Here is a 22942-nt window from a genome sequence, read left to right as displayed (position 1 = left end):
GAAGAAATGATCTGCATCAAGACTGATCAAGATTGGGCATGTATTTTGTGCTGAACATTGTTGCGAAAAAATACTGGAGTAAGCAAAATATTATTGACTAGGAATCACGAATAACAGCCTATGAAATCTACCATCGAAGAATTGATCGCATTTATAAGTATTGTTGATACAGGCTCAATTGTGGCAGCGGCAGAGCAGCTTCAGCAAACCCCATCAGGTTTGAGTCGTGCGCTCAATCGATTAGAAAAGAAACTACAGGTCACATTACTTGAGCGAACCACTCGTAAGTTGAAACTGACACAAGAAGGTCGTTTATTTTTAGATAAAGCGCGTTCAATTTTGGCAGAATTGGCCGAAGCGGAAGATGCATTACTGAAATCTGACAGTGATACTTCTGGTCTGATTCGGATTGATTCAGCAACACCCTTTGTTTTACATGTGCTTGCTCCGCTGATGCAAAAATTTATGCAACGCTATCCCAAAATTGAGATCGAGCTAAATAGCAATGAGCAGGTCATCGATTTATTGCAGCATAAAACCGATGTTGCGATTCGTTTTGGCGCATTACATGATTCGAGTCTACATGCCAAATTGGTATGTAAATCACGGTTATATATTGTGGCAAGCCCCGATTATTTGGAGCAGGCGGGTATTCCCCAGACACCACAATCACTCTTACAACATCAATTGGTGGGATTTAGCAAACCCGTTTACTTAAATACATGGCCCTTAAAAATAGGCGATGACTATGTGATAGTTTCTCCGAAAATCAAGGCGTCTAGTGGTGAAACAGTCAGACAACTGACCTTGGCGGGTCATGGTATTGCGCGATTATCAGAATATGAAATCTGGCAGGATTTAGAGGCAGGGCGTTTAGTTGCTTTGTTTGAAGATCAGATTGAATTACAGTACCAGCATATTCATGCGGTGTATTATCAACAAAAACATCTGCCAAAACGGGTACGTTTATTTATTGAGTTTTTGGCAGATGAGTTGAGCCAGCAATTTTCAACGGCTGTGGCATCATAGTTTTGCTTGAGGGAGCTGAAATTCCATTAAGCTTTGCTTGGGTTTCAATCGTAAACGAAATGTCATCTGGTCCTGAATACAGTCAAAGTTTAATGCCTGATTTTTTAGTGCGCCGATCATCATGCCATTGTCGGTCACTGGTCGATAAATATAACGAAACAGTTTTGGGCGCTGCATATCCACCGACCATAATTTGTATTCAGTATACTGCTGTATTTTCAGATAGCCTTGAATCATACTGCGACAAATAAAATCCTGTTGCTGTTTTTCAGCACTTAAAGGCTGACATGCGCTCAGTAGTAGACCTATACTCAGCATAAAGCATAATTTTTTCATGAACTTATCTCATGGTGGTTGCTTTTTAGAGCATAATTGGATTGTATAGACCATGACAGATACAGATTTTGATAAAAAAGCAGTACAGATATGCAGTTTCATTATCAGCGTTTAGCACAGCAGATCGCGAACAAGATTTATCAGCAACAGCTTTTGCCGCAGCAAAAATTGAGTTCATTACGTGATTTTGCAGATCAGCATCAGGTTAGTATAAGTACCGCACAACGTTGTTATGAATTGCTGGAAGCACAGGGATTAATTGAAGTTAAGCCGAAATCTGGCTATTTCGTTAAAGCGCCAAAGCTGAGTAGTCGCTTACCGACCAGTCCGAGTTTTGAATCCAGACCTCGTGCCGTCACTAATTTATTATTGCAAAATCAGATTCAGGAGGCTTCTATTCAGCCTCATTTAGCTCCCTTTGGTGCGATACAGTTGAGTCCTCAACTGGTTCCCATCGAGCCTTTACGCCGTTCTATTCAGCGAGCACTTAAACACTGTAAACCTGAAGACTTTTTATATTGTAATCGACAGGGGCATCTGCATTTGCGTGAGGCTTTGGCCGCGCATTGGCGGGAAGATGGAATGTACATTGCCCCTCAAGATATTTTTATCACTAATGGTTGTATGCCAGCACTCGCCCTGTTAATTCAGCAACTCAGTTTACAAGGCGACAGTATTCTTATTCCCACCCCCACCTTTAATGGACAATTACAACTGATCGCAGGCTTAAAGCGCCGTATTATTGAAACACCTGCCGATGCAACAGGGATTGATTTAGTCCGTTTAGAGCAGGCGATGGCAGAGCATCGGCCAAAATTATGTCTGCTAACGGCTAATTTTCAGAATCCTTTGGGATACGTTTTGAGTGATGTTGATAAACAGAAAATTGCGCAATTGGCTGCACAATATCACTGTATTATCTTAGAAGACGATATTTATGCCGAGTGTAGTTATCAGGGGCAGCGACCCTTACCGATTAAATATTGGGATCAACACGGCTATGTGGTCTGGGTTGGTTCGGTGTCAAAGTCATTGTCTACAGCGTATCGTGTGGGTTGGTTTTGTATTGGTGGGCAATTAAAAGCGATGTATCCTGAATTCTATTCAGCCAATATCAGTGTCAATACGCCGCTACAACTGGGTTTGGCAGACTTTATTTATAGTCGGGAATATCGTAACCATTTAAGCCGTTTACAACCTCAGTTGATGCAACAGGTTGAACAATATCGTCGATATATTTTAAAGGCATTTGCACCGTTGAATATCGGTCTAAGTCAACCACAGGGGGGCTATGCCTTGTGGTTGGAACTTCCTCAAAAGATTGATAGTTTGGCTTTGTATCTGGCAGCCCAACAGCATCAGATTAATATTGTACCGGGCGTGGTATTTGGAGAGGATGAGCGTTATCAGCACTTTGTACGGCTGAATGCTGGACATGCGCTGACGCCGCAGTTACAAGAAGCGATTTTGTTTCTGGCGGAGTGGGTGAAACAGGCAGTGGATTGATATTGATTAAAACTTCAGGCAAGTCGTATCAGAACTTGCCTGCAAAATAACTGATTTAAAAATCTGCTTTTAACACGATACGATAACGCGCGTGACCTGAATGCAAACGTTCTATTGCATCATTGAGTTTGGACATAGGATAAAGCTCAATCTGCGGGGCAATATTTTTACGTGCAGCAAATTTTAATAACTGGCGCAGTGCAGCAGGAGAACCGGTTGGTGAGCCTGTAACTGACTTTGCTCCACTAATTAACGCGCCGACAGGCACCGCGACGGGTTCTAACACCAAACCTAGAAAATGAACCGTGCCATTTGGCGCCAATGTATTTAAATAGGCATTCCAGTTCAGTGTCACATTCACGGTACTAAGTAATAAATCAAACTTACCACGTTGTGCTTTCAGTGCGGCATCATCACGGCTATTCACCACATGATCTGCACCCATTGCTTTAAGTTCATCCGTCTTATCTGGATGAGAAGTAAATGCGGTAATTTCGCAGCCCCATGCTTTAAGCAGTTTAATTGCCATATGACCTAAGCCACCGATTCCAATCACAGCAACATGGTGAATAGCCTGAATCTGATGTTTCAAAATCGGATCAAATACGGTGATGCCGCCACAGAGCAATGGTCCTGCGCTAGTCGGATCTAGATCATCAGGTAGAGGAATGACCCATTGCCAACCAGCACGAACTTTATCGGCAAACCCGCCTGCATGGCCGACAATAGTCGCGGTATGTTCGCCAGTACACAACACTTGCTGACCACTTATACATTGATCACAAGATTGACAGCTTTCCGCCGTCCAACCCAAGCCAACTCGTTGCCCGACTTTTAAGCCTTTGGCTTCACTGCCCAGTTGAGTAATAGTTCCAATGACTTCATGTCCTGCGATGACAGGATATTGAGATGATTGCCATTCATTATTGATGACTGAAATATCGGAATGACAAAGACCACAATATTCAACTTTGATTTCTACTTGATGTGGTTGTAATTCACCTGCATCGAATTGATAGGGAACCAGTGGCTCGCCTGCTTGCATTGCTGCGTAAGCGTGAATGACGTTGTTGCTCATGCTGTATGTCCTTGTATATAACTTTAGGATCGAAAAGAACAATAATTTTCATGGTCATTGACCATGCCAACGGCTTGCATAAATGCATAACAGGTGGTGGGACCTACAAATTTAAAGCCGTGTTTCTTTAAACGCTTTGACAATTGCAAACTGTGTTCGGTTTGAGCGGGTGCCTGACGATAATCTGCGACATCATTGATGATGGGCTGCTGCTGTACCGTTTCCCAAAGCCATTGTGACATATCATGCCCTTGGTCTTTGAGATTCTGCCAAGCAATCGCATTGTCACGAATTGCTTTGAGTTTACCGATATGGCGAATTAAACCTGTATCACTGAGTTTATGTTCAAGTTGTTGATCTGTAAGTTGGGCGATGTCTGCGATTGGGTATTGAAAAAAATGCTGTCGATAGCTTTCACGTTTTTTAAGTACGGTGATCCATGAAAGCCCCGCTTGCTGTCCTTCCAGACAGAGCATTTCAAACAGTCGGGCTTCTTTATACTCAGGTTTTCCCCATTCTTGATCATGATAATCCATATAAAGCGGATCACTTGAACACCAACCACAACGTTGCACCGACATGCGCTGTTCCTCATTTTGAGCCAAGATTTAAATGATGGTTATAAAGTAAATAGTATCCACTGATCTGATGATGTATCCCAATAATAAAGTTCTGCCCGTGTTAAATCTTCAAATTTAAGCCAGAAATCTTGACCAGATTTATCTGCATAGCCTGTGCTCATGAGTAGGGCATCTTCAGAAATTTCCATAATCCAGCCCTGATAGCATTTTTCATTCAAACAGATTTTTTGTTGATTACCAGATTCGGCAAATTCAACCAATCGATTGATTAAAGCTTCAGACATCATGTATTTTCCTAACGTAAATATGAGTAAGGGTTGACTGCACCGCGTCCTTTCCCTGATAAATAAAGTCCATAATGCAAATGGGTGGCAGTATATCGGGCATTGCCTGTATTGCCGACATAGCCAATCAGATCACCTTTTTTGACATAATCTCCGACGGCAAGACCACGTTTATGCCCATCCAGATGCGCATAATAATGCCATGAGCCTGAGGGTCCTAAAATCCAGATGACCTTGCCGCCCAAATTATTATCACGCAAATCTGCCACTAATCCATCAGTGGAGCTGTACACTTTTGTTCCACGTGGAGCCATAATGTCAATTCCTTCATGGCGGCGACCCTGACCACGGGCTGCTCCCCATGTATCGGTCAATTCATTGCGCTTTATTCCTTTAACTGGAATCGGTAAGCGTGTATCCAGTCTTTGCATTTGTAATTGAGCAACGCGATTGGCGGGTAAAGGCTGCGATTTTTTCGGAACCGTGGTACAGGCAGCAAACAAGCTGATAATAAAGCCAAGAATGAAATAGGGGAGATAGCGAGGCACAAGCTCTCCATTATTGTTATGATCACGATCTGCACTATGTCATGAATCGATAGCCAAGATCAATTTTTTCATAGCGGTCGGAATTCCTTTGGCTGTTGCTTGTTCAGGGCTTAACCAACAGCCATTTAACTCCGTCGTCAGATGTTCTTGTTGTTCTGGTTCCACGTGGAACATTTGTATATTCAGCAACCATGTGAAATGCGTGAAACTATGCGAGATTTGCATTTGACTGGAAATAGGGGTTAGGTCAAATTGTGAGCGCCACTCTAATAATATTTTTTTATCTTCAATAATGGGTAAGCACCATAACCCACCCCATAAACCGTGTGAATCGCGCTGCTGCCAAAGCCATTGTCCATTTGATTGAATCAGAACAACATCCGCAGTTTTAACAGGAACTGCTTTTTTCGGTTTTTTAAATGGCAGCTCATTTTCTAAACCTTGCTGATACGCTTTACAGTGTTGCTGCATGGGGCAATATAGACATAATGGTTTTTTGGGCGTACAGATGGTTGCACCCAGATCCATAATCGCCTGTGTGTAATCATGATTGCGTTCTATTGGGCAAAGCTGCTCGGCTATTTGCCATAATGCACGTTCATGAATAGGCTTGGAGAGATCATCTTCTATGGCAAAAAAACGCGATAAGACGCGTTTAACATTACCATCTAAAATCACGCCGTATTGACGCAGTCCCAATGACATGAGTGCACCTGCGGTCGAACGACCGATTCCGGGCAATGCCATCCATTGTTCAAGATTTTGTGGGAAGTGCCCATTCTGATGGACTTGGATTGCCGCTTTATGCAAATTACGCGCACGTGCATAATAGCCTAGTCCTGCCCAATACGGGGCAACATCCTCCCATGAAGCAGTTCCTAAATCATCCACCGTAGGAAAGCGCGTAATAAAACGCTCAAAATATTGCAGTACAGTTTTGACTTGTGTTTGCTGTAACATAATTTCAGACACCCAAACTTTGTAAGGATCATCTGCTATTTGCCATGGCAGGTCATGACGACCATGATGATCGAACCAGTTGAGTAGGGCATCGGCAAAAGAAAAATCAGACATAACACGGACAGCAAAGACAGGTATCGCAGTATAACCAAATTAATCTGAGCAAGTCATGTACCCTATTTTATAGGCATAAAAAAATGATCCGAAGATCATTTTTTTAATAAAATACAGGATTAATCCTGAACAATGCCCCAGCGTTTATCCAATTTAAGCTCCTGACCTTGATAGCGAGGAATAATATGGATATGAAGGTGTTCAGCACTTTCACCAAAAACTTCACCATCATTAAAGGCGATATGAAATCCATCAGGTTGATGACGTAGATGAAGCTCATTTCGAGCCAATTCAATTAAGGAAATCAGGCTTTTTCTTTCCTTATCAGTGACGTCAAAAAAAGAGCTGACATGACGTAATGGAATAATGACCGAATGTCCTTTAGAAAGAGGATGAGCTTCGGGCAAAATCGCACCAAAATCATTTTGATGAATCACATCATATTCATCAAATTCACAATAAGGGCAATGTTTCTCAGTCATGATTCCATCCTCTCTTTCATTTTCATCGTTTTATAGGCTGCAAATTTTATAAGGTTCTTTCAAGTAAGCCATACATTGCATTTAGGCTTTGCTGCTCGGCTTGTGGATTGTAACCTAAATCAACGCCGTTAGCTTTGGCGCGCTCATCGGCTAAAGGATTACTAAAACCATGCTTGGCATTTTCTAAAATAATCACTTCATAATTGACATCGGCATGATCCATTTCAGCTTTAAATTTAGCGACATCATCTAGGGTCACCATGCTGTCTTGTTCACCATGTAACACTAAAATCTCAGCTTGAATTTTACCTTGTTCAGCAGGTGCCTTAGGACTTAATGTACCATGAAATGACGCTACTGCTTTTAAATCTGCGCCCGAACGCGCCAGATCCAGTACCACTTTACCGCCATAACAAAACCCAATAGCAGCGAGTTGCTCTGGATTGACTTCAGGTTGCTGAGCCAAAGTTTCTAAACCCGCTGATGCACGTGTCACAATGGTGTCTGCATCCTGAAAAGTTTGTGTCATCCACTCATTGGCCTGTGAAGCTTGATCTGTGACTTTTTTATCACCATACATATCAATAGCCAAAGCGGCATAGCCATGTTCTGCCAGTTCACGCGCGCGTTGTAAGGTATATTCGGTTCGTCCCCACCATTCTGGTGCAACAATGACCCCCGCCACAGGTGTTTCACTTACAGGTGCGGCAAAATAACCAATCAAATTTGAGCCGTCTTTTGCGGTGTAGTGAATTTCACGTGTTTTGATGGTCGATGTCATGTGCTAAATCCTGTTATCAAACTGAAATTAAAAATGATTAAATCATAAAAAATGCAGTGATATGCATATTCAATGTAATCAATTCATTTATAAATGTGAGAATTTATGTAGGGTTGCACATTCTATGTTCATTCGATCAACTGCTAGCGACACAGATCGGACAAAACAAAACCCCATTAGATGAGCATCTAATGAGGTTCGTTATTTATTTCAGAAGAATCTCGGATTCTTTTTAAAATAGAGCTTAAAACCAAGTGATTGGTGAGCTTATAGTTAAGCCCGACCTCGTGAAATAAAGCCAATAATGGCCAAAATCACTGCAACCACCAAGAGGATGACTGCAAAGTCTTTAGACAAACCTGCAACTCCACCGAAACCTAATAAGCTTGCAATCAATGCAATCACAGCAAAGATAATCGCCCAACGAAACATAGTTCTAATCTCCTTATATTTATCGTTCCTTAAATATAGAACCTTAGCTGCAAAAGCTATGTGTTGTTTATGTGTGCAATCTGTATATTGTCTTTAATATTCAATTAATTGAGTTACATAAACCACATAAAGGATGAACATTAGAAACAGTGTTATAATGTGTATTCGCTGTTAAGTGACCTGATTTATGAACACTGAAATCCGTCCATTTTTCTGGAAACATTATTCGCTAGAACAACTCAATCAAACAGAGTGGGAAGCTTTGTGTGATGGATGCGGATTATGCTGCCTGATTAAACTTGAGGATGAAGACACCGAAGAAATCGCCTACACCAAAGTAGCGTGTAAGTTGCTGGATTGCCAAACGGCACGGTGTTCAGACTATGCCAATCGGCATCAGTTCGTTCCAGATTGTATTCAACTAACTCCTGAAAAATTACAAAGCATAGGTTGGCTGCCTTCAAGTTGTGCTTATCGACGTTTAAATGAAGGTAAAAATTTACCATCATGGCATTATTTAAATACAGGTTCGCGCCAAAGTGTCATTAAGGCTCGTAAATCGGCCGCGGGTCGGTGTCTGTCTGAAGTCGATGTATCAGAGGACGATATTGAAGATTATATCGTCCGCTGGATTCGCTAACAAATTGGTTAAAAGTTAAAAGAGGTTTAATGCGAGTGCGATAACTGATTTTGCTGTTGCTCACGGCGTTCTCGCTGTGACTTTTTGATAATGCTCCAGCCTGCACTCAATCCTAGGCCTGCCATCAATAAGGCCACAATCAAATCAGGCAAAACGCTTTGTGTTCCAAATACACCCAATGCCGCAATCATCACCGCAATATTCCCAATGGCATCATTACGGCTACATAACCAGACCGATTGCATGTTGGCATCACCCTCACGGAACGCAAATAACACCACTGCACTGATGATATTGGCGACCAATGCCATCACGCCAATAATGCCCATGGTGATTGCTTCAGGTGGAACACCATGCAGATATGACCAGACCACTTTTCCTAAAATAATCAGCGCAAATACGCTCATGGTGAGGCCTTTAAATAACGCAACCGTCGCGCGCCAATACAGACTTAACCCTAGCGCCAGCAATGAAATCAGGTAATTAATCGAATCTCCGAAAAAATCCAGTGCATCTGCCCAAAGAGAAGTCGAACCGGCCTGCATACCCCCAAATATTTCAATCAGAAACATGCCCAAATTTAAAATCAGGGCAATCCATAATGCGATTTTAAACTTATTGCTTTTAACTTTAGGGATATCTTCGTGATCACAGTTACAGCATGCCATTTGCAATTTCCTCGACTTTGGATAAGCTGATTAGAAAGTCTGGAGTCGCTCTAGGGTCAAGTCTTATGATGAAATATTTGATTGGTGAATTGGCAAAAAAGTCTCAGGTTGCGGTCGATACCATTCGTTTTTATGAAAAACGCGGTTTACTTCAGCCCGCAAAACGAGCAGAAAACAATTATCGTTATTATGATGACGAGGCATTGGATCAACTGATTTTTATTCGGCATTGTCGTGAATTGGGCATGTCTTTACATGAGATTGAAGACCTTAATGAATTACGCAAAGATCCTCAGCAGCAATGTAAAGTCGTGGATCAAGCCATTGAACAACATCTTGGGCATATTAACCATAAAATTCAACAATTTGAAAAATTCAAAATACAGCTTGAACAGTTACGTGCACGTTGCCAGTCGAATAGCAATATTGATGATTGTAAAATTATTGAAACGCTGAAACAGCATGATCACTTAGGCTGACTTTGAAACATCATGTAATTATTTGAAATATATACTAAAACAAAAATACATTTTTCAAATATATATTTCTGATCTGCTCTTTAACATAGCAATAGAACAGAGAATAAACCGAGGATTGCCAAGATGACGATGCCATTTGCCACGTCGCTCGTTTGTAGTAGTTTCATTTTATTAACCGCTTGTAACTCCAACAATACTCATTCACAGGAACAACAATCAAGCTCAAAGCAGACGCAAACAGCAAATCAGCCGATAGCGATTCAGCAGAGTTTTAAAACGCAACAGATTGCTAACTTTGATGAGCCGTGGGCATTGGCTCAGCTTCCTGATGGACGGCTCTTGGTCACTGAACGTCAGGGGGTACTGAAAATTTTTGATCCGACCTCCAAACAAATGCTGCAAGTTTCAGGGGTTCCCAAAGTCCGTTATGGCGGTCAGGGTGGTTTGGGGGATGTGATTTTGCATACTCAATTTAGCCAAAATCACTGGATTTATCTGAGTTATGCCGAAGCAGGTCAAGGTGGGCAAGGCGCTGTGGTTATTCGTGCCAAACTGGATTTAAACAGTCCGAATCAGCCAAAGTTGATGGAGATAGAAAAAATTTGGCAGCAAGTCCCCAAAGTCTCTGGTCAGGGACATTATGCGCATCGTTTGGCTTTCGATCGAGAGGGTAAACTCTGGATTAGTTCTGGTGAACGCCAAAAATTTGATCCTGCACAAGACATGCAGTCCAATTTGGGTAAAATCGTGCGTTTAAATGACGATGGACGTCCTGCGGCGGGAAATCCATTTGCAGCTCAGGGTGGTGTCGCAGCACAAATCTGGTCATTAGGTCATCGTAATCCTTTGGGGATGGCATTTGATGAACATGGTCAGCTCTGGGTGGTGGAAATGGGGCCAAAAGGGGGCGATGAACTCAATCGGATTGTCAAAGGTGCGAATTATGGATATCCCGTGGTTTCCAATGGCGATCATTATTCAGGTTTGCCAATACCTGACCATGCCACCCGACCTGAATTTAAGGCACCAGAGATCAGTTGGACGCCTGTGATTTCTCCATCAAGTATGATTATCTATCAGGATGATCAATTTCCTGCATGGAAAGGTAAAGCCTTGATCGGAGGATTATCTTCAGAATCCATTACGGTGGTGGATTTGAAATCGCAACCTATACAGGAAGTTCAACGTTTAGACATGAAGCAACGAATTCGTGGACTTTTACAGGCGCAAGATGGTTCAATCTGGGTAATTGAAGATGGTGCAAATGCCAGACTATTGAAACTCAAAGCTCATTAGATTTTTGAGTAATCATTGAAGTTTTTAAAGTGAATAGAGAAAGAACCATGTTGTCGTTACTACAGCGATCCCGCTATAGCCATAAGCCATTATGGTCTAAAAAATCATTATGTCTGATGGGTCTTTTGGCCTGTAGTGCACCGCTAGATGCCAAAGACTTGTCTGAGCAGCAAGTGAAAGCAGTGATTGATCAACAGTTTAAGCCATTGTTAGCGCAGTACAATATTCCTGGACTTGCAGTTGGCGTGAGCCTGAATGGACAACATTATTTTGTCAATTATGGTGTGGCATCCAAACAAACACAGCAAGCGGTCAGTTCCCATACTTTATTTGAATTGGGCTCGGTCAGTAAGATCTTTAATGCCACTTTAGCCGGCTATGCTCAGGCAACAGGCAAACTTTCTCTTGACGATCATCCTGCCCAATATTTTCCAGCGTTAAAAAATACAGCAGTCAATAACGCGACTTTACTCAATCTGGGAACTTATACCGCAGGCGGTTTTCCGCTTCAGTTTCCAGATCAAGTGACCGAGCAACAGGACATGTTAAAATATTTCCAGACATGGCAACCGAAAAACACGATCGGCACACAACGGCAGTATTCCAACCCGAGTATTGGGCTAATGGGGTATGTGACTGCTTTGGCGATGGAAAAACCCTATACTGAACTGTTGGAGAAAATGCTATTTCCTGCATTGGGTCTCAACGAGAGTTTTATTGATGTCCCTGAACAGCAGATGACTCAATATGCTTGGGGATATAAAGGACAGCAAGCCATGCGGGTGTCTGCGGGGATGTTCGATGCAGAAGCGTATGGCGTAAAAAGTAGTAGTGCAGATCTGTTGAAATTTCTGGATGCACAAATCAACCCACAACAACTCAAACAACCATTACGTAAAGCGATTGAAAATACCCATGTGGGTTATTTTAAAGTAGGGGCAATGACGCAAGGCTTAGGTTGGGAGCAATATTCTTATCCAATAAAGCTAGATACTTTGCTAGAGGGAAATTCCAAGCAAATGGCATTTGAAAGTCATGCAGTGATCCCGATCAAACAGCCGAAGCTTGCTGATCCTGCGACTTTTTTTAATAAAACGGGTGCAACCAATGGTTTTGGCGCTTATGTTGCGTTTATTCCCCAGCAGAAAATTGGCATGGTGATGTTGGCCAATACCAACTTTCCCAATGAAGAACGGATTAAGGTCAGCTATCGTGTGATGCAACAATTGCTTCAGAGCAATAGTGCGCAATAGAATGTCGCTTTGATTGCAGAATCAAATTGTAGATTTGATCCAGACACAATAGACTACAGTAAAAGATTACACAGCTATTGATGATGTCAGATACGCATATTCCACTTCCTGAACGTTTACGTCCACGTGATTTATCCGAAATTATTGGACAGAATCATTTGCTAGGCCAACATGCGCCTTTGCGTCAAATGATCGATCAGGGACATTTGCCTTCGATTATCTTTTGGGGGCCGCCAGGCGTGGGTAAAACCACGATTGCACTGTTACTGGCGCAAGCGGTGGATCGTCCTTTTGTGAGTTTATCTGCACTGAATACGGGGGTGAAAGAGCTACGTGAGATCATCGCGGAAAGTGGTGATTTACTTACGCCAGTGGTATTTATCGATGAAATTCACCGTTTCAATAAATCGCAGCAGGATGCCTTACTGAATGCTGTTGAAAAGGGCAAAATTACGCTCATCGGGGCAACCACAGAAAACCCATCGTTTGAAGTAAATAGTGCCTTACTGTCGCGTTGTCAGGTGTATACGCTGAATTCATTGGATCAAGATGCGATTCAAACTTTGCTGAATAAAGCCATTCAAACTGATTCTTTTTTAAAAGAACGGCATATCCAGATTGAAGAATACGATGCATTGTTTCAATTTGCTGCGGGAGATGCACGTAAAGCACTCAACTTAATTGACCTGATTGCCAGTACCTTTGAAGCAGATGTTGAAAATATTGTGACCAATGCGGTGACGGTTAAAGTTGCACAGCAAAATATCGCGCGCTATGACAAATCGGGCGAGCAACATTACGATATCATCTCGGCATTTATTAAATCCATTCGTGGTAGTGATCCTGATGCGACGTTGTATTGGATGGCTCGAATGTTAAAAGGCGGTGAAGATCCCGTGTTTATTGCACGACGTATGCTGATTGCAGCCTCAGAAGATATTGGTAATTCGAACCCAAATGCCTTGCTGTTGGCAGGTGAATGCTTCCGTTCAGTGCAGGCGGTAGGAATGCCAGAAGCACGTATTATATTGGGTCAATGTGCGGTGTATTTGGCGACCAGTCCGAAAAGTAACAGCACCTATTTAGCCATTAATCGTGCTTTAGAACTTGCAGAAAAAACTGCGAACTTACCTGTGCCCTTACACCTAAGAAATGCGCCAACTAAACTGATGAAACAGCAGGGCTATGGCGTAGATTATCTTTATCCGCATAATTACCCTGAGCATTTTGTCTTGCAGGAATATTTGCCGCCCGAATTAAAAGGGGTCAAACTCTATGAATCGGCACGGAACAAGCGTGAAGTTGAGGGCGAACGCTTGCAACAGCGTCGCTGGCAGCAGGAACAACAGCAGCAATAAGCTGCTGTTTATTCTAGTTCTTCATTGACCTGTCCATAAATTAATAGAGTAAATACCCCAGTACCGCCAATAATATTGCCCAGTGTGGTTGGTAATAAAAATTGAAAAATATACTCTGAAAACGTTGCATGTCCTTTAAATACCCAATAGGCCATTTCTGCTGAACCCACAATCACATGCGTAAAACCGCCTAATGCCATAAGATAGGTAATAAAGAAAATCAGCAGAAATTTATTATTGGCTGAAGGTAAAATCCAGACCAGTGACGCGATCAAAATACCTGCGGGAATTCCCTTAATAATATTTTCAGAGATAGTAAAACTGGCGACATGGTGGGCCAATTGATCAAAGGATTGCATTAAATCTGCATCAAACAGATGTGGATTAAGTAAAAAAAATGCCGCCAGTGCAGTGCCGATGAGATTAGAAATAAACACGATTCCCCATAGACGAAATACAGCTTTTAATTTTTTAAGACTAAAGTTTTTAAATAAAGGAACGACTGTTGCAATGGTATTTTCGGTAAAAAGTTGCATATGTCCTAAAATCACCAGAACAAAACCCACGGTATAGCCCATATTTTCAATCAAAAAAGCCCACTTGGCATCGGGCAAATAGGCATTGAGAAGAGATTTAAAAACAAATGAAAAACTGATGACGATGCCTGCTGTGATACCTGAGAAAATCAGGGCTTTGGTCGGGCGTTCAAGCTCTTCTACTCCATTTTTACGAATAATTTCATAAACCAGTCGAGGCGAAAGTTTTTCATGCTCCTCAATCGCCATTTTTTCACGCCAAGTGAGGGTATTGTCAGTCTCTTTTTCCTGTTCTTTTTCTTCTGCACTCATTTTATTCTCCTCACAATTCAATGCGGTAATGATGGCTTTTGTGGTTATCATCAGGCTATATATTTCTTTTTTAAAAAATAAATGGATGTGAATCCAGAGCATTCATTCAGCTTTTATGTATTTTTTTATAATCAGCCTAAATATGTGATGCTTAATGATTTGCTATCCGCTCTTGATTTTTTGTCAGTAAATTGGCGCATATTTTGAGCTAGACCATATTTTGAATACAATACAGACAGATACAACCAAATAGTTAAAACCGATGAGCAATAAAATTCTCTGTAGTATCAGTCATGCAGAAGGCGGGTCGGATTTGGAACAGTATGAACTTCGCCCATCCAGACCAGATGTGATCGAAGGTATGGCTCAAGATATTAATTTGACAAAATAAAAAACGAGCCAGATGACGGACTCGTTTTTGATCAAACAAGCGGATTTAGATATTGTCTAAATCGATACCTAAACGCGCAGCAACTTCTTCATACGCTTCAACCACACCGCCCAAACCTTGACGGAAGCGGTCTTTATCCAGTTTTTTCTTGGTATCTTTATCCCACAAACGGCAACCATCTGGAGAGAACTCATCACCAAGCACAATACGGTCATGGAACACGCCGAATTCAAGTTTGAAATCGACCAGAATCATATCGCCTGCATCAAATAATGCTTTTAATACATCATTGACTTTGTAGGTCAATTCTTTCATTTTTTCAAGTTGTTCAGCGGTCGCCCAGCCCAGTGCAATTGCCTGAGATTCATTCACCATTGGGTCGCCTAGACCATCATCTTTATAAAACAACTCAAAGGTCGGCGGAGTCAATTGCTTGCCTTCTTCAACACCGAGACGACGGCAAAGTGAACCAGCAGCAAAGTTACGGATCACACATTCCACAGGAATCATATTGAGTTTTTTCACTAACACTTCGTTTGGTGTCAGCAATTTCTCAAAATGTGTTTCGATGCCAGCTTCAGCCAGTTTTTCCATGATAAAGGCGTTAAAACGGTTGTTGACCTTGCCTTTACGATCCAGTTGTTCGATTTTTTCGCCATTAAATGCTGAAGCATCATCACGAAAGACTAAAATCAAATGGTCTGCATCATCTGTTTCATAAACAGATTTGGCTTTACCAGTATAGAGCAAGGTTTGTTTTAACATTGGGGGAACCTTTTTCAAGAAAAAATTGCCTAGAGAATGCCTAGGCTGGCCAATTTTGATAAATCTGATTGAGCACTTCAGTGGCTTTAGCAGGATCGGCAAAGCTATTGTCTGGATTAAATAATGCCAGATTGTGAGTATTGCCCACGCCTGTCAATTTCAACACATAACTTTGTTCGCCAACTTTGATCGTTGCTTCATAACCTGCTTTATTTTCACCCAAAACTTTGTAGTTCAGGCTACTGAGTGTCGCTACGGTATATTGCCAGATGTCTGCGGTTGGCCCACTAATTTGTAATAGTGGGTTTTTATTGCCATCGACAACAAGCTGTGGACGTCCCATTGCCGTAGTACCTTCTGCACTGCTTTCAGCGGCAGTATTTGCTTGAAGGGATTCTGGACGAGGTAGTGCAAATCGTGTTCCCTGCTTATTTTCAAGCTTAGGGGCATTTTCAATTGCAAGCTGATCCACAGTCGGGGCAGGATACAGTGGCGTAAATGGGCGCACAGTTGCATCTGTCGGGAACTGGAGTGGAGCGAGTGTAGTGGTATTCTTATAATCTAAAGAATGATTATTAAAACTACTACAGCCTACTAAACCCATAGCGGCAATAGCAAAAGTTAGTCCAAGTCGTAACTGCATCATAATCTGCTCTTATTGAATAATTCCCGCTGCTTTCAGGGCATTACGGAGTGGTTCGCGATATTGCTGTGCAAGAGGAGTCAAAGGCAGACGAATACCTGTACCAATGAGCCCCATTTCATGTACCGCCCATTTCACAGGAATTGGGTTCGATTCACAAAATAGATTATTGTGTACATTTGCAACTTTATTGTTAATCGCTTCAGCTTCTGCTGCGTCGCCATGATTGACTGCGGAGGCACAGAGTTCGCTCATAATTTTTGGCGCAACATTGGCAGTCACAGAAATATTGCCTTTTGCACCAGCCAACATGAGTTGCCATGCCGTTTCGTCGTCGCCTGAATAGACTGCAATTTTACCGTCTAAGGCTTTGATTAATTCGCTTCCACGCGCAATATCACCTGTCGCATCTTTGACACCCACGATATTGGCAATATCAGCAAGACGCACCACAGTTTCGTTGAGCATGTCGACGCCTGTACGACCTGGGACATTGTAAAGAATCTGTGGTAGCTCAACGGCTTCAGCAATTGCTTTAAAATGCTGGAATAAACCTTCCTGAGTCGGTTTGTTATAATATGGAGTGACAAGTAAAGCGGCATCAGCCCCAAGCTCTTTGGCTGCTTGAGTCAGTTCAATCGCTTCACGGGTTGAGTTTGCACCTGTTCCCGCAATAATGGGAATGCGTTTATTGGCCACACGAATGATTTCTTTGATCACTTGCGTGTGTTCTTCCATGCTTAATGTCGATGGTTCGCCCGTAGTACCTACAGCAACAATACCATTGGTTCCCTGATGAATATGCCACTCAACCAGCTTTTCGAGGCTCTTCCAATCTACGCTACCATCTTCAAACATTGGGGTGACGAGTGCGACAATTGAGCCTTGAATGGTCTGTGCTTGCTGAGTCATTTTAAAAAAATATCCTATTGTGCCATCCATTGAGATAAAGAACGAAAGATGGATGGTTTTGCAGTCTTTTGATTTAGCGTCTCAACAAAAAAGTGATTTCTGTTGAATGACTATTATGCAAATTATGACTGATCAGACGCATAAGAACAATATGCTTTAGTCAAAGCAGTCAAAACTTTATCTACTAGACACACATTTAAGCCATATATGCGAGATCATTATGCGGTTTTGCCAATCATAAAAGTCGAATACGTGATGCAATGAACGCTTTATTTTAGTCACAGAGTTCTTATAAGATGCTGACAACCCCAGCATTCATGATGCTGTTTGATAGAAGGAGTAAAGCAATGAAACAGGGAAAAAATAGTGCTTTGATTGTGGTTGATGTTCAAAATGGTTTTACCCCCGGTGGACATTTGGCAGTGGCACATGCCGATCAGATTATTCCTTGTATTAATCGTTTGGCTCAAGTTTTTGACAATGTCATTTTGACTCAGGACTGGCATCCTGCTGATCATATTTCTTTTGCTGAGAACCATACAGGTAAACAGCCGTTTGATCATATTGAATTGCCTTATGGAACGCAGGTACTTTGGCCATCGCATTGTGTACAAGGAACACATGATGCCGAATTACATCCTGATCTGGATATTCCGTCGGCACAGTTGATTATCCGTAAAGGATTTCATGCAGATATTGATAGTTATTCGGCATTTATGGAAGCAGATCGAGTGACTTCTACAGGACTTGCTGGATATTTAAAAGAGCGTGGCATTGATACGGTTTATATCACAGGTATTGCAACCGATTTTTGTGTGGCATGGACAGCTATGGATGCTAAACAAGCAGGATTTGAAAGTTATGTGGTGGTCGATGCCTGTAAAGCCATTGATTTAAATGGTTCATTGCAGCAGGCGTGGCAGCAGATGTTAAGTTGCGGCGTTAAACGAATGACCTCATCGCAGTTATTGGGCAATTAATCATTTCGACGTATATTCGATAAAAAATCAGGATATTGCTATGCCATTATTATTGCGACTGACACAGTTGATGCAAAAGACTTTTGCACTTTGGGTCATTGTATTTTCAGCGATCTCGTTGTGGCAACCTGGCTATTTTGTCTGGCTCACGGCTTATATTCCGTGGATACTTGGCATTATTATGCTGGGTATGGGCATGACGATTAGCATCGCTGATTTTCGCGCTGTACTTCAATATCCAAGAGCCGTATTAATTGGTGTGGTGGCTCATTTTGTGGTGATGCCAAGTCTTGCCTTTATCTTATGTCAGCTCTTTCAACTTCCGCCAGAAATTGCCATTGGTGTAATTTTAGTCGGTTGTTGTCCGGGTGGAACCGCTTCCAATGTCATTACTTATATGGCCAAAGGCAATACTGCGCTTTCGGTGGCTTGTACGTCAGTATCGACTTTATTGGCACCGATTTTAACGCCGTCGATCTTTTATCTGTTAGCCAGTCAATGGATTCATATCAATGTCAGTTCGATGTTTATTTCGATCTTACAGGTGGTGATTGTGCCGATTATTTTAGGCATTATCATCCGTCATTATTTTGCTCGACAAGTGGATGCTTATATTCGAGTCATGCCTTTGGTTTCAGTCGTTGCGATTGTACTGATTGTGGCGGCGATTATTGGTGCGAGTAAGGCCTCAATCTTACAATCTGGACTATTAATACTCGCTGTCGTAATGCTCCATAACGGCTTGGGTTTCTTGATCGGTTATTGGGCAAGTCGCTGGCTAAAACTTTCACATTATGACAGTAAAGCCATTTCCATCGAGGTCGGTATGCAAAATTCGGGTTTAGGCGTGGCTTTGGCTGCTGTACATTTTGCAGCTTCTCCAATTACCGCTGTACCGAGTGCTATTTTTAGCTTATGGCATAATATTTCTGGTGCTGCGCTAGCGACTTATTGGGCGCGACAAGAAGATCAAAAACTCAAATAATTTAAGCACTTAGATTGAAGCTCTGAAGTAGTGCGTCTATCTCGCTGCATTGAACTATTGATTGAAGCTGAATTCATGAACAGGTCAGTTGAAGGCATCAAGCAAAGGATGCCTTCCCTATAAAAAAGTTAAGCGTCTCTGAGTACATCGCGAATCGATGGATCTTTATCAAAGACTGATTTTGCATACGGACATAAAGGAATAATTTTAATCTGATTGTTTCGGGCAAAATCGACCACAGCATCTAAAAGCTTACGGCCTACACCTTGTCCACGATAGTCATCTGCGACATCGGTATGATCAATAATAAATAGTTTTTCACCTGCCCATGTATAGACCATTTCGCCTGCAAGCGCGTCATGATCATACATTTCAAATGCACCATGCTTACCATCATCTTTTTGTTGAATATTCAAAGTAAGGCTCCTGAGATCATAGAAATATAAAAAGGAATTAAACCCACACTTTGATTGTGTCAGCATTTCAACTAAAAGTGAGTTGGATTTTGTTATAGTCAGCATCTTTATTAACACAAATCCACTGATTTTTTATGCAGAAATTCTTTTTAAAAGGCAAAAAAAAGACCTATATACCAATTATCGGTATATAGGCTTAAAAAGTAGCATTTGATTAAGGGTTTAGGACAAATGCTACTGGCGGTTACGAAACACAAAGATGGAGGTCTTTAGGTTTCAGGATCATTTTAAGAAGAATAACCAAGTGTTTCTTGCCAAAAAAAACAGTGATTTTTACCATTTTAAACAGCACAGGGTTTGGGGAATAATAAACAAAAAAATTTAGGTATATAAAACAAGGAAATAGATAAATTTATTGGTTTTTAAAAAATTTAAAATAAATATCGTGCTTAGATTTTTTTGTTTAGATGAGCTAAATAAAGCCACACTAAAACAGTCGGTATTTTATCGCCTTTAAATCAATTAGCATAAGTACAAGTATGACTCGATAATAGATAGAAAGAAGATTTATAAAATTTTAAATATTCTATTTTTAAAGAAAAAAATCATAAATCAGTTAGAACTTCTGTGTGTAATGAAAAATTTTTATGCAGGAATTGCTAAGAAATACTAAACAAAATAAATGACAATACATTTGAAAGAAAAGGTGATCCGACTCACATTTCTAGCATTTTTGTCTAAGTCGGGTAATTTTGAGATTGAGGTGAAAATCATGAAATTTAAAACCAACCTAGTGGCAATAATGGCAGTCGGATGCATGCTTCCAGTTTTAGCTAATGCTGCTCCAACTGTGACTTTTCAGGGTGAAGTTTCAACCCAAACCTGTAAAACTGAGGTGAATGGTCAGGAAAATGCGACCGTATTATTACCAACTGTTCCAGAATCTAGCTTGGCTTCTGCTGGAACAACAGCAGGTTTAACTCCATTTACCATCGCGATTAAAGACTGTGCAACAGCAGGTGCAGATACGCAAATTGGAACTAAATTCTTGGGTCAGTCCGTGACGGCTGCTGGTAACCTAGGTAATGTGGCTGCGGCTAATCCAGCGGGTAATGTTGCGATTCAATTGACTACTGATGCTGCGGGTACGACACCAGTGACTTTAAATGGTGTAACCACAGTGGCAGGTTTAGAGCTTAAAACAGGGCAAACTTCTGCAAGCCATCAATTCGGTGCGCAATATATTGCTGAAGGTGGTGCGGCTTCGGCTGGTGCAGTAACAGCGGTTGTTGAATATACCCTTAGCTATCAATAATCAAGTGATCTGTGGCATCTACTACCATTTTGGTAGTAGATGTTTTTAAAATTTGAAAAGATGCAAAGTTCAACAGGATCTCTCAAAACACAGTATAAAAAATTTGAAGTTTCATTTATTTTATAAAAATTAAAATCAGTTTTTACTCATTTACTTGTTAGAAAAAATAATTAAATCTTTCATTTTTATTTGATCTTACTCATCAAACTGAAATATACAATTCAAATCTTTATAACACATTATAAAATATAGAGAAAAAACGATAAATATAAATATGTATGATTTAAAAGGACTTATTAAAATTTATTTTTAAAATTAAAGCCATATTTTTATAAGACTTTTGCATGTAATGAAAACTTTTTATGCAGAAATTGCTAAGAAAAGCTACATAAAATAATTAACAATAGAATAGTTGGAAAAAAGGTGATTTATCTCACATTTCCAACATGTTTATCCAAGTCAGGTGATTTTGATATTGAGGAGATGATGATGAAATTGACTAAAAGTATTATGCTGATGTTAGCGGCTGGACTCATGCTTCCAGCGTTGGCAAATGCTGCTCCAACCATCACCTTTGAAGGTGAAGTATCTGCTCAAACTTGTGAAGCGGAAGTGAATGGTCAAGAAAATGCCACCGTATTATTGCCAACTGTTCCAGAGTCTAGTTTGGCATCTGCTGGTGCAAAAGCAGGCTTGACTCCATTTACGATAGCTGTTAAAGGTTGTGCAACAGCTGGTGTAGATACTCAAATTGGCACTAAATTTTTAGGTCATTCAGTCACAGCTGGTGGTAACCTAGGCAATGTTGCTGTGACTAGTCCAGCGGGTAACGTTGCTATTCAGTTGACGTCTGATGCTGCGGGTACAACTCCAGTGATTTTAAATGGTGTAACCACAGTGGCGGGTTTAGAGCTTAAGGCGAGTGAGACCACAGCGAATCATCAGTTTGGTGCGCAATATATTGCTGAAGGCGGAGCTGCAACAGCTGGAGCAGTAACAGCGGTTGTTGAATATACGCTAAGCTACCAATAATAGAATAATCATAAGTCCTGATTTGCCATGCAAATGGCAGATCGGGCAATAACAATAATATCAGAATAGGTGGTGGAGGGTCGTATGGTCAATATATCTGGTCACATGTCGAAAATCGGTTTGATCGTCATGAGTTCATTGATGTTGAACACGTCATTTGCTGGTGTGGTCTTAACAGGAACTCGTGTGATTTTGGCCGATGGTCAAAATGAAAAAACTATTCATTTACAAAATGTCGATAGTGTACCTGCTTTGGTACAGATCTGGCTTGATGATGGTGACGAAAATTCAACACTTGAAACAAGTAAAGCCCCGTTTGTCGTTAGCCCACAAATTTTCCGTATGGAACCCAATGTGGGTCAAACAGTTCGTGTACGTTTTACTGGTGCGGATCAGGTTGCTCAAGATAAAGAGTCTTTGTATTACCTAAATTTTGTGCAATATCCTGCTTCAAAAAAACAGGAAATGGACAATAACCGTTTGATGGTAGTCTTCAAAAATCGGATTAAAGTGTTTTATCGGCCTAAAAATTTAGTAGGAAATTCAGCACAGACCATTGAAAAACTTAGATTTAAATTTAATTCGCAAAGTAAACAGTTGAGTGTTACTAACCCGACTGCATATTTTGCCAATATACAAGAAGTCCGTTTACTGACTTCTCAAAATCAGCTCGTGGTAAATCGTAATCAGATTATTGCCCCCAATAGCACAGTAAATTGGGCAGCCAATATTTCTGAAGCAGCCGCAAAAGCAGCCAAAGTTAAAGTCACTCTGGTTAATGATTATGGTGCAACCGTCATTCATGAAGCATCTCTAAGTCCCTAAAGAGG

28 protein-coding genes are annotated in these 22942 nt (G+C 41.2%); 13 read left to right on the top strand and 15 right to left on the bottom strand.

Annotated elements, in window-relative coordinates; all coding sequences use genetic code 11:
- The first annotated feature begins 120 nt into the window (after positions 1–120).
- Positions 121–1029, top strand: a complete 909-nt coding sequence (locus tag F944_RS02200) for a LysR family transcriptional regulator (protein WP_004986124.1) — start codon at positions 121–123, stop codon at positions 1027–1029.
- Here the strand turns inward: F944_RS02200 and F944_RS02195 are convergent.
- Entirely contained in the window at positions 1024–1365 is a 342-nt protein-coding gene (locus F944_RS02195) for a hypothetical protein (protein WP_004986121.1), read from the bottom strand. The genes F944_RS02200 and F944_RS02195 overlap by 6 nt on opposite strands.
- 90 nt (positions 1366–1455) lie before the next feature.
- Here F944_RS02195 and F944_RS02190 point away from each other — a divergent pair, with 90 nt between their 5' ends.
- Positions 1456–2871 (top strand): aminotransferase-like domain-containing protein, encoded by a 1416-nt coding sequence (locus tag F944_RS02190; RefSeq protein ID WP_004986119.1) that lies wholly within the window; start codon positions 1456–1458, stop codon positions 2869–2871.
- Between the two features lie 55 nt (positions 2872–2926).
- Here F944_RS02190 and ahr read toward each other — a convergent pair whose 3' ends face one another.
- From ahr to F944_RS16565, 8 genes are all read right to left on the bottom strand, one after another.
- Positions 2927–3949 (bottom strand): NADPH-dependent aldehyde reductase Ahr, encoded by a 1023-nt coding sequence (ahr, locus tag F944_RS02185; protein ID WP_004986117.1) that lies wholly within the window; start codon positions 3947–3949, stop codon positions 2927–2929.
- A gap of 23 nt (positions 3950–3972) precedes the next feature.
- Positions 3973–4530: a DNA-3-methyladenine glycosylase I gene (locus F944_RS02180; RefSeq protein WP_004986114.1), complete on the bottom strand. Its 558-nt coding sequence runs from the start codon at positions 4528–4530 to the stop codon at positions 3973–3975.
- A gap of 38 nt (positions 4531–4568) precedes the next feature.
- Entirely contained in the window at positions 4569–4814 is a 246-nt protein-coding gene (locus F944_RS02175) for a hypothetical protein (protein ID WP_010589012.1), read from the bottom strand.
- Positions 4815–4825: 11 nt separating this feature from the next.
- Positions 4826–5362, bottom strand: a complete 537-nt coding sequence (locus F944_RS02170) for a M23 family metallopeptidase (RefSeq protein ID WP_004986111.1) — start codon at positions 5360–5362, stop codon at positions 4826–4828.
- A gap of 39 nt (positions 5363–5401) precedes the next feature.
- Positions 5402–6436, bottom strand: coding sequence for an A/G-specific adenine glycosylase (gene mutY, locus F944_RS02165; RefSeq protein WP_004986108.1), 1035 nt, complete (start codon positions 6434–6436; stop codon positions 5402–5404).
- A gap of 119 nt (positions 6437–6555) precedes the next feature.
- Positions 6556–6918, bottom strand: a complete 363-nt coding sequence (locus F944_RS02160; protein WP_004986107.1) for an HIT family protein — start codon at positions 6916–6918, stop codon at positions 6556–6558.
- Between the two features lie 46 nt (positions 6919–6964).
- Positions 6965–7699: a dienelactone hydrolase family protein gene (locus F944_RS02155; protein WP_004986105.1), complete on the bottom strand. Its 735-nt coding sequence runs from the start codon at positions 7697–7699 to the stop codon at positions 6965–6967.
- A 273-nt stretch (positions 7700–7972) separates the two neighbouring features.
- A complete protein-coding gene (locus F944_RS16565) occupies positions 7973–8131 on the bottom strand; it encodes a DUF1328 domain-containing protein (protein WP_004986102.1) in 159 nt (52 codons plus the stop codon).
- A gap of 187 nt (positions 8132–8318) precedes the next feature.
- On the opposite strand from F944_RS16565, the gene F944_RS02145 reads away from it, so the two are divergent.
- Positions 8319–8771, top strand: a complete 453-nt coding sequence (locus F944_RS02145; RefSeq protein ID WP_004986099.1) for a YcgN family cysteine cluster protein — start codon at positions 8319–8321, stop codon at positions 8769–8771.
- A 26-nt stretch (positions 8772–8797) separates the two neighbouring features.
- On the opposite strand, the gene F944_RS02140 is transcribed toward F944_RS02145, so the two are convergent.
- Complete coding sequence (locus F944_RS02140) at positions 8798–9439, bottom strand: cation efflux transmembrane domain-containing protein (RefSeq protein WP_004986097.1); 642 nt, start codon at positions 9437–9439, stop codon at positions 8798–8800.
- Between the two features lie 65 nt (positions 9440–9504).
- Between F944_RS02140 and F944_RS02135 the strand changes: the two genes are divergently transcribed.
- The 4 genes from F944_RS02135 to F944_RS02120 all read left to right on the top strand — a co-directional run bounded on the left by F944_RS02135 (position 9505) and on the right by F944_RS02120 (position 13825).
- Positions 9505–9918, top strand: coding sequence for a Cd(II)/Pb(II)-responsive transcriptional regulator (locus F944_RS02135; protein WP_004986095.1), 414 nt, complete (start codon positions 9505–9507; stop codon positions 9916–9918).
- A gap of 123 nt (positions 9919–10041) precedes the next feature.
- A complete protein-coding gene (locus F944_RS02130; protein WP_004986094.1) occupies positions 10042–11214 on the top strand; it encodes a PQQ-dependent sugar dehydrogenase in 1173 nt (390 codons plus the stop codon).
- 116 nt (positions 11215–11330) lie between these two features.
- Positions 11331–12467, top strand: coding sequence for a class C beta-lactamase (gene ampC / locus F944_RS02125; protein WP_372464143.1), 1137 nt, complete (start codon positions 11331–11333; stop codon positions 12465–12467).
- Positions 12468–12550: 83 nt separating this feature from the next.
- Complete coding sequence (locus F944_RS02120) at positions 12551–13825, top strand: replication-associated recombination protein A (protein ID WP_010589014.1); 1275 nt, start codon at positions 12551–12553, stop codon at positions 13823–13825.
- 8 nt (positions 13826–13833) lie between these two features.
- Here F944_RS02120 and F944_RS02115 read toward each other — a convergent pair whose 3' ends face one another.
- A complete protein-coding gene (locus F944_RS02115) occupies positions 13834–14673 on the bottom strand; it encodes a formate/nitrite transporter family protein (RefSeq protein WP_004986081.1) in 840 nt (279 codons plus the stop codon).
- 262 nt (positions 14674–14935) lie between these two features.
- On the opposite strand from F944_RS02115, the gene F944_RS17360 reads away from it, so the two are divergent.
- Positions 14936–15064 (top strand): hypothetical protein, encoded by a 129-nt coding sequence (locus tag F944_RS17360; RefSeq protein WP_262442667.1) that lies wholly within the window; start codon positions 14936–14938, stop codon positions 15062–15064.
- Positions 15065–15109: 45 nt separating this feature from the next.
- On the opposite strand, the gene purC is transcribed toward F944_RS17360, so the two are convergent.
- From purC to dapA, 3 genes are read right to left on the bottom strand one after another with little or no spacing between them, the layout of a single operon-like run.
- On the bottom strand, positions 15110–15829 hold the full coding sequence (purC, locus tag F944_RS02110; RefSeq protein ID WP_004986080.1) for a phosphoribosylaminoimidazolesuccinocarboxamide synthase: 720 nt from the start codon (positions 15827–15829) through the stop codon (positions 15110–15112).
- A 40-nt stretch (positions 15830–15869) separates the two neighbouring features.
- On the bottom strand, positions 15870–16475 hold the full coding sequence (locus F944_RS02105; RefSeq protein WP_004986078.1) for a hypothetical protein: 606 nt from the start codon (positions 16473–16475) through the stop codon (positions 15870–15872).
- 9 nt (positions 16476–16484) lie between these two features.
- The gene (gene dapA, locus F944_RS02100) at positions 16485–17384 is read right to left on the bottom strand and encodes a 4-hydroxy-tetrahydrodipicolinate synthase (protein WP_004986075.1); all 900 of its coding nucleotides are present in this window, start codon (positions 17382–17384) and stop codon (positions 16485–16487) included.
- Between the two features lie 347 nt (positions 17385–17731).
- Here dapA and pncA point away from each other — a divergent pair, with 347 nt between their 5' ends.
- Positions 17732–18364, top strand: a complete 633-nt coding sequence (gene pncA, locus F944_RS02095) for a bifunctional nicotinamidase/pyrazinamidase (RefSeq protein WP_004986074.1) — start codon at positions 17732–17734, stop codon at positions 18362–18364.
- A 40-nt stretch (positions 18365–18404) separates the two neighbouring features.
- On the top strand, positions 18405–19349 hold the full coding sequence (locus F944_RS02090; RefSeq protein WP_004986073.1) for a bile acid:sodium symporter family protein: 945 nt from the start codon (positions 18405–18407) through the stop codon (positions 19347–19349).
- Between the two features lie 128 nt (positions 19350–19477).
- Here the strand turns inward: F944_RS02090 and F944_RS02085 are convergent, their stop codons facing one another.
- The gene (locus tag F944_RS02085; RefSeq protein WP_004986072.1) at positions 19478–19765 is read right to left on the bottom strand and encodes a GNAT family N-acetyltransferase; all 288 of its coding nucleotides are present in this window, start codon (positions 19763–19765) and stop codon (positions 19478–19480) included.
- Between the two features lie 772 nt (positions 19766–20537).
- Between F944_RS02085 and F944_RS02080 the strand changes: the two genes are divergently transcribed.
- The 3 genes from F944_RS02080 (at position 20538) to F944_RS02070 (ending at position 22937) form a co-directional block, all read left to right on the top strand.
- Positions 20538–21080 carry a fimbrial protein gene (locus tag F944_RS02080; RefSeq protein ID WP_004986071.1) on the top strand — a complete coding sequence of 181 codons (543 nt, stop codon included), beginning with the start codon at positions 20538–20540 and terminating at the stop codon, positions 21078–21080.
- Between the two features lie 489 nt (positions 21081–21569).
- Positions 21570–22112 carry a fimbrial protein gene (locus tag F944_RS02075; RefSeq protein WP_004986070.1) on the top strand — a complete coding sequence of 181 codons (543 nt, stop codon included), beginning with the start codon at positions 21570–21572 and terminating at the stop codon, positions 22110–22112.
- Positions 22113–22196: 84 nt separating this feature from the next.
- On the top strand, positions 22197–22937 hold the full coding sequence (locus F944_RS02070; RefSeq protein WP_004986069.1) for a fimbrial biogenesis chaperone: 741 nt from the start codon (positions 22197–22199) through the stop codon (positions 22935–22937).
- The last annotated feature ends 5 nt before the right edge of the window (positions 22938–22942 follow it).

It is taken from the genome of Acinetobacter ursingii DSM 16037 = CIP 107286 (genome assembly GCF_000368825.1).
Lineage (GTDB): Bacteria > Pseudomonadota > Gammaproteobacteria > Pseudomonadales > Moraxellaceae > Acinetobacter > Acinetobacter ursingii.
The sequence above is the reverse complement of the archived record's forward strand: the minus strand, read 5'-3'. Positions and strand labels throughout refer to the sequence as shown.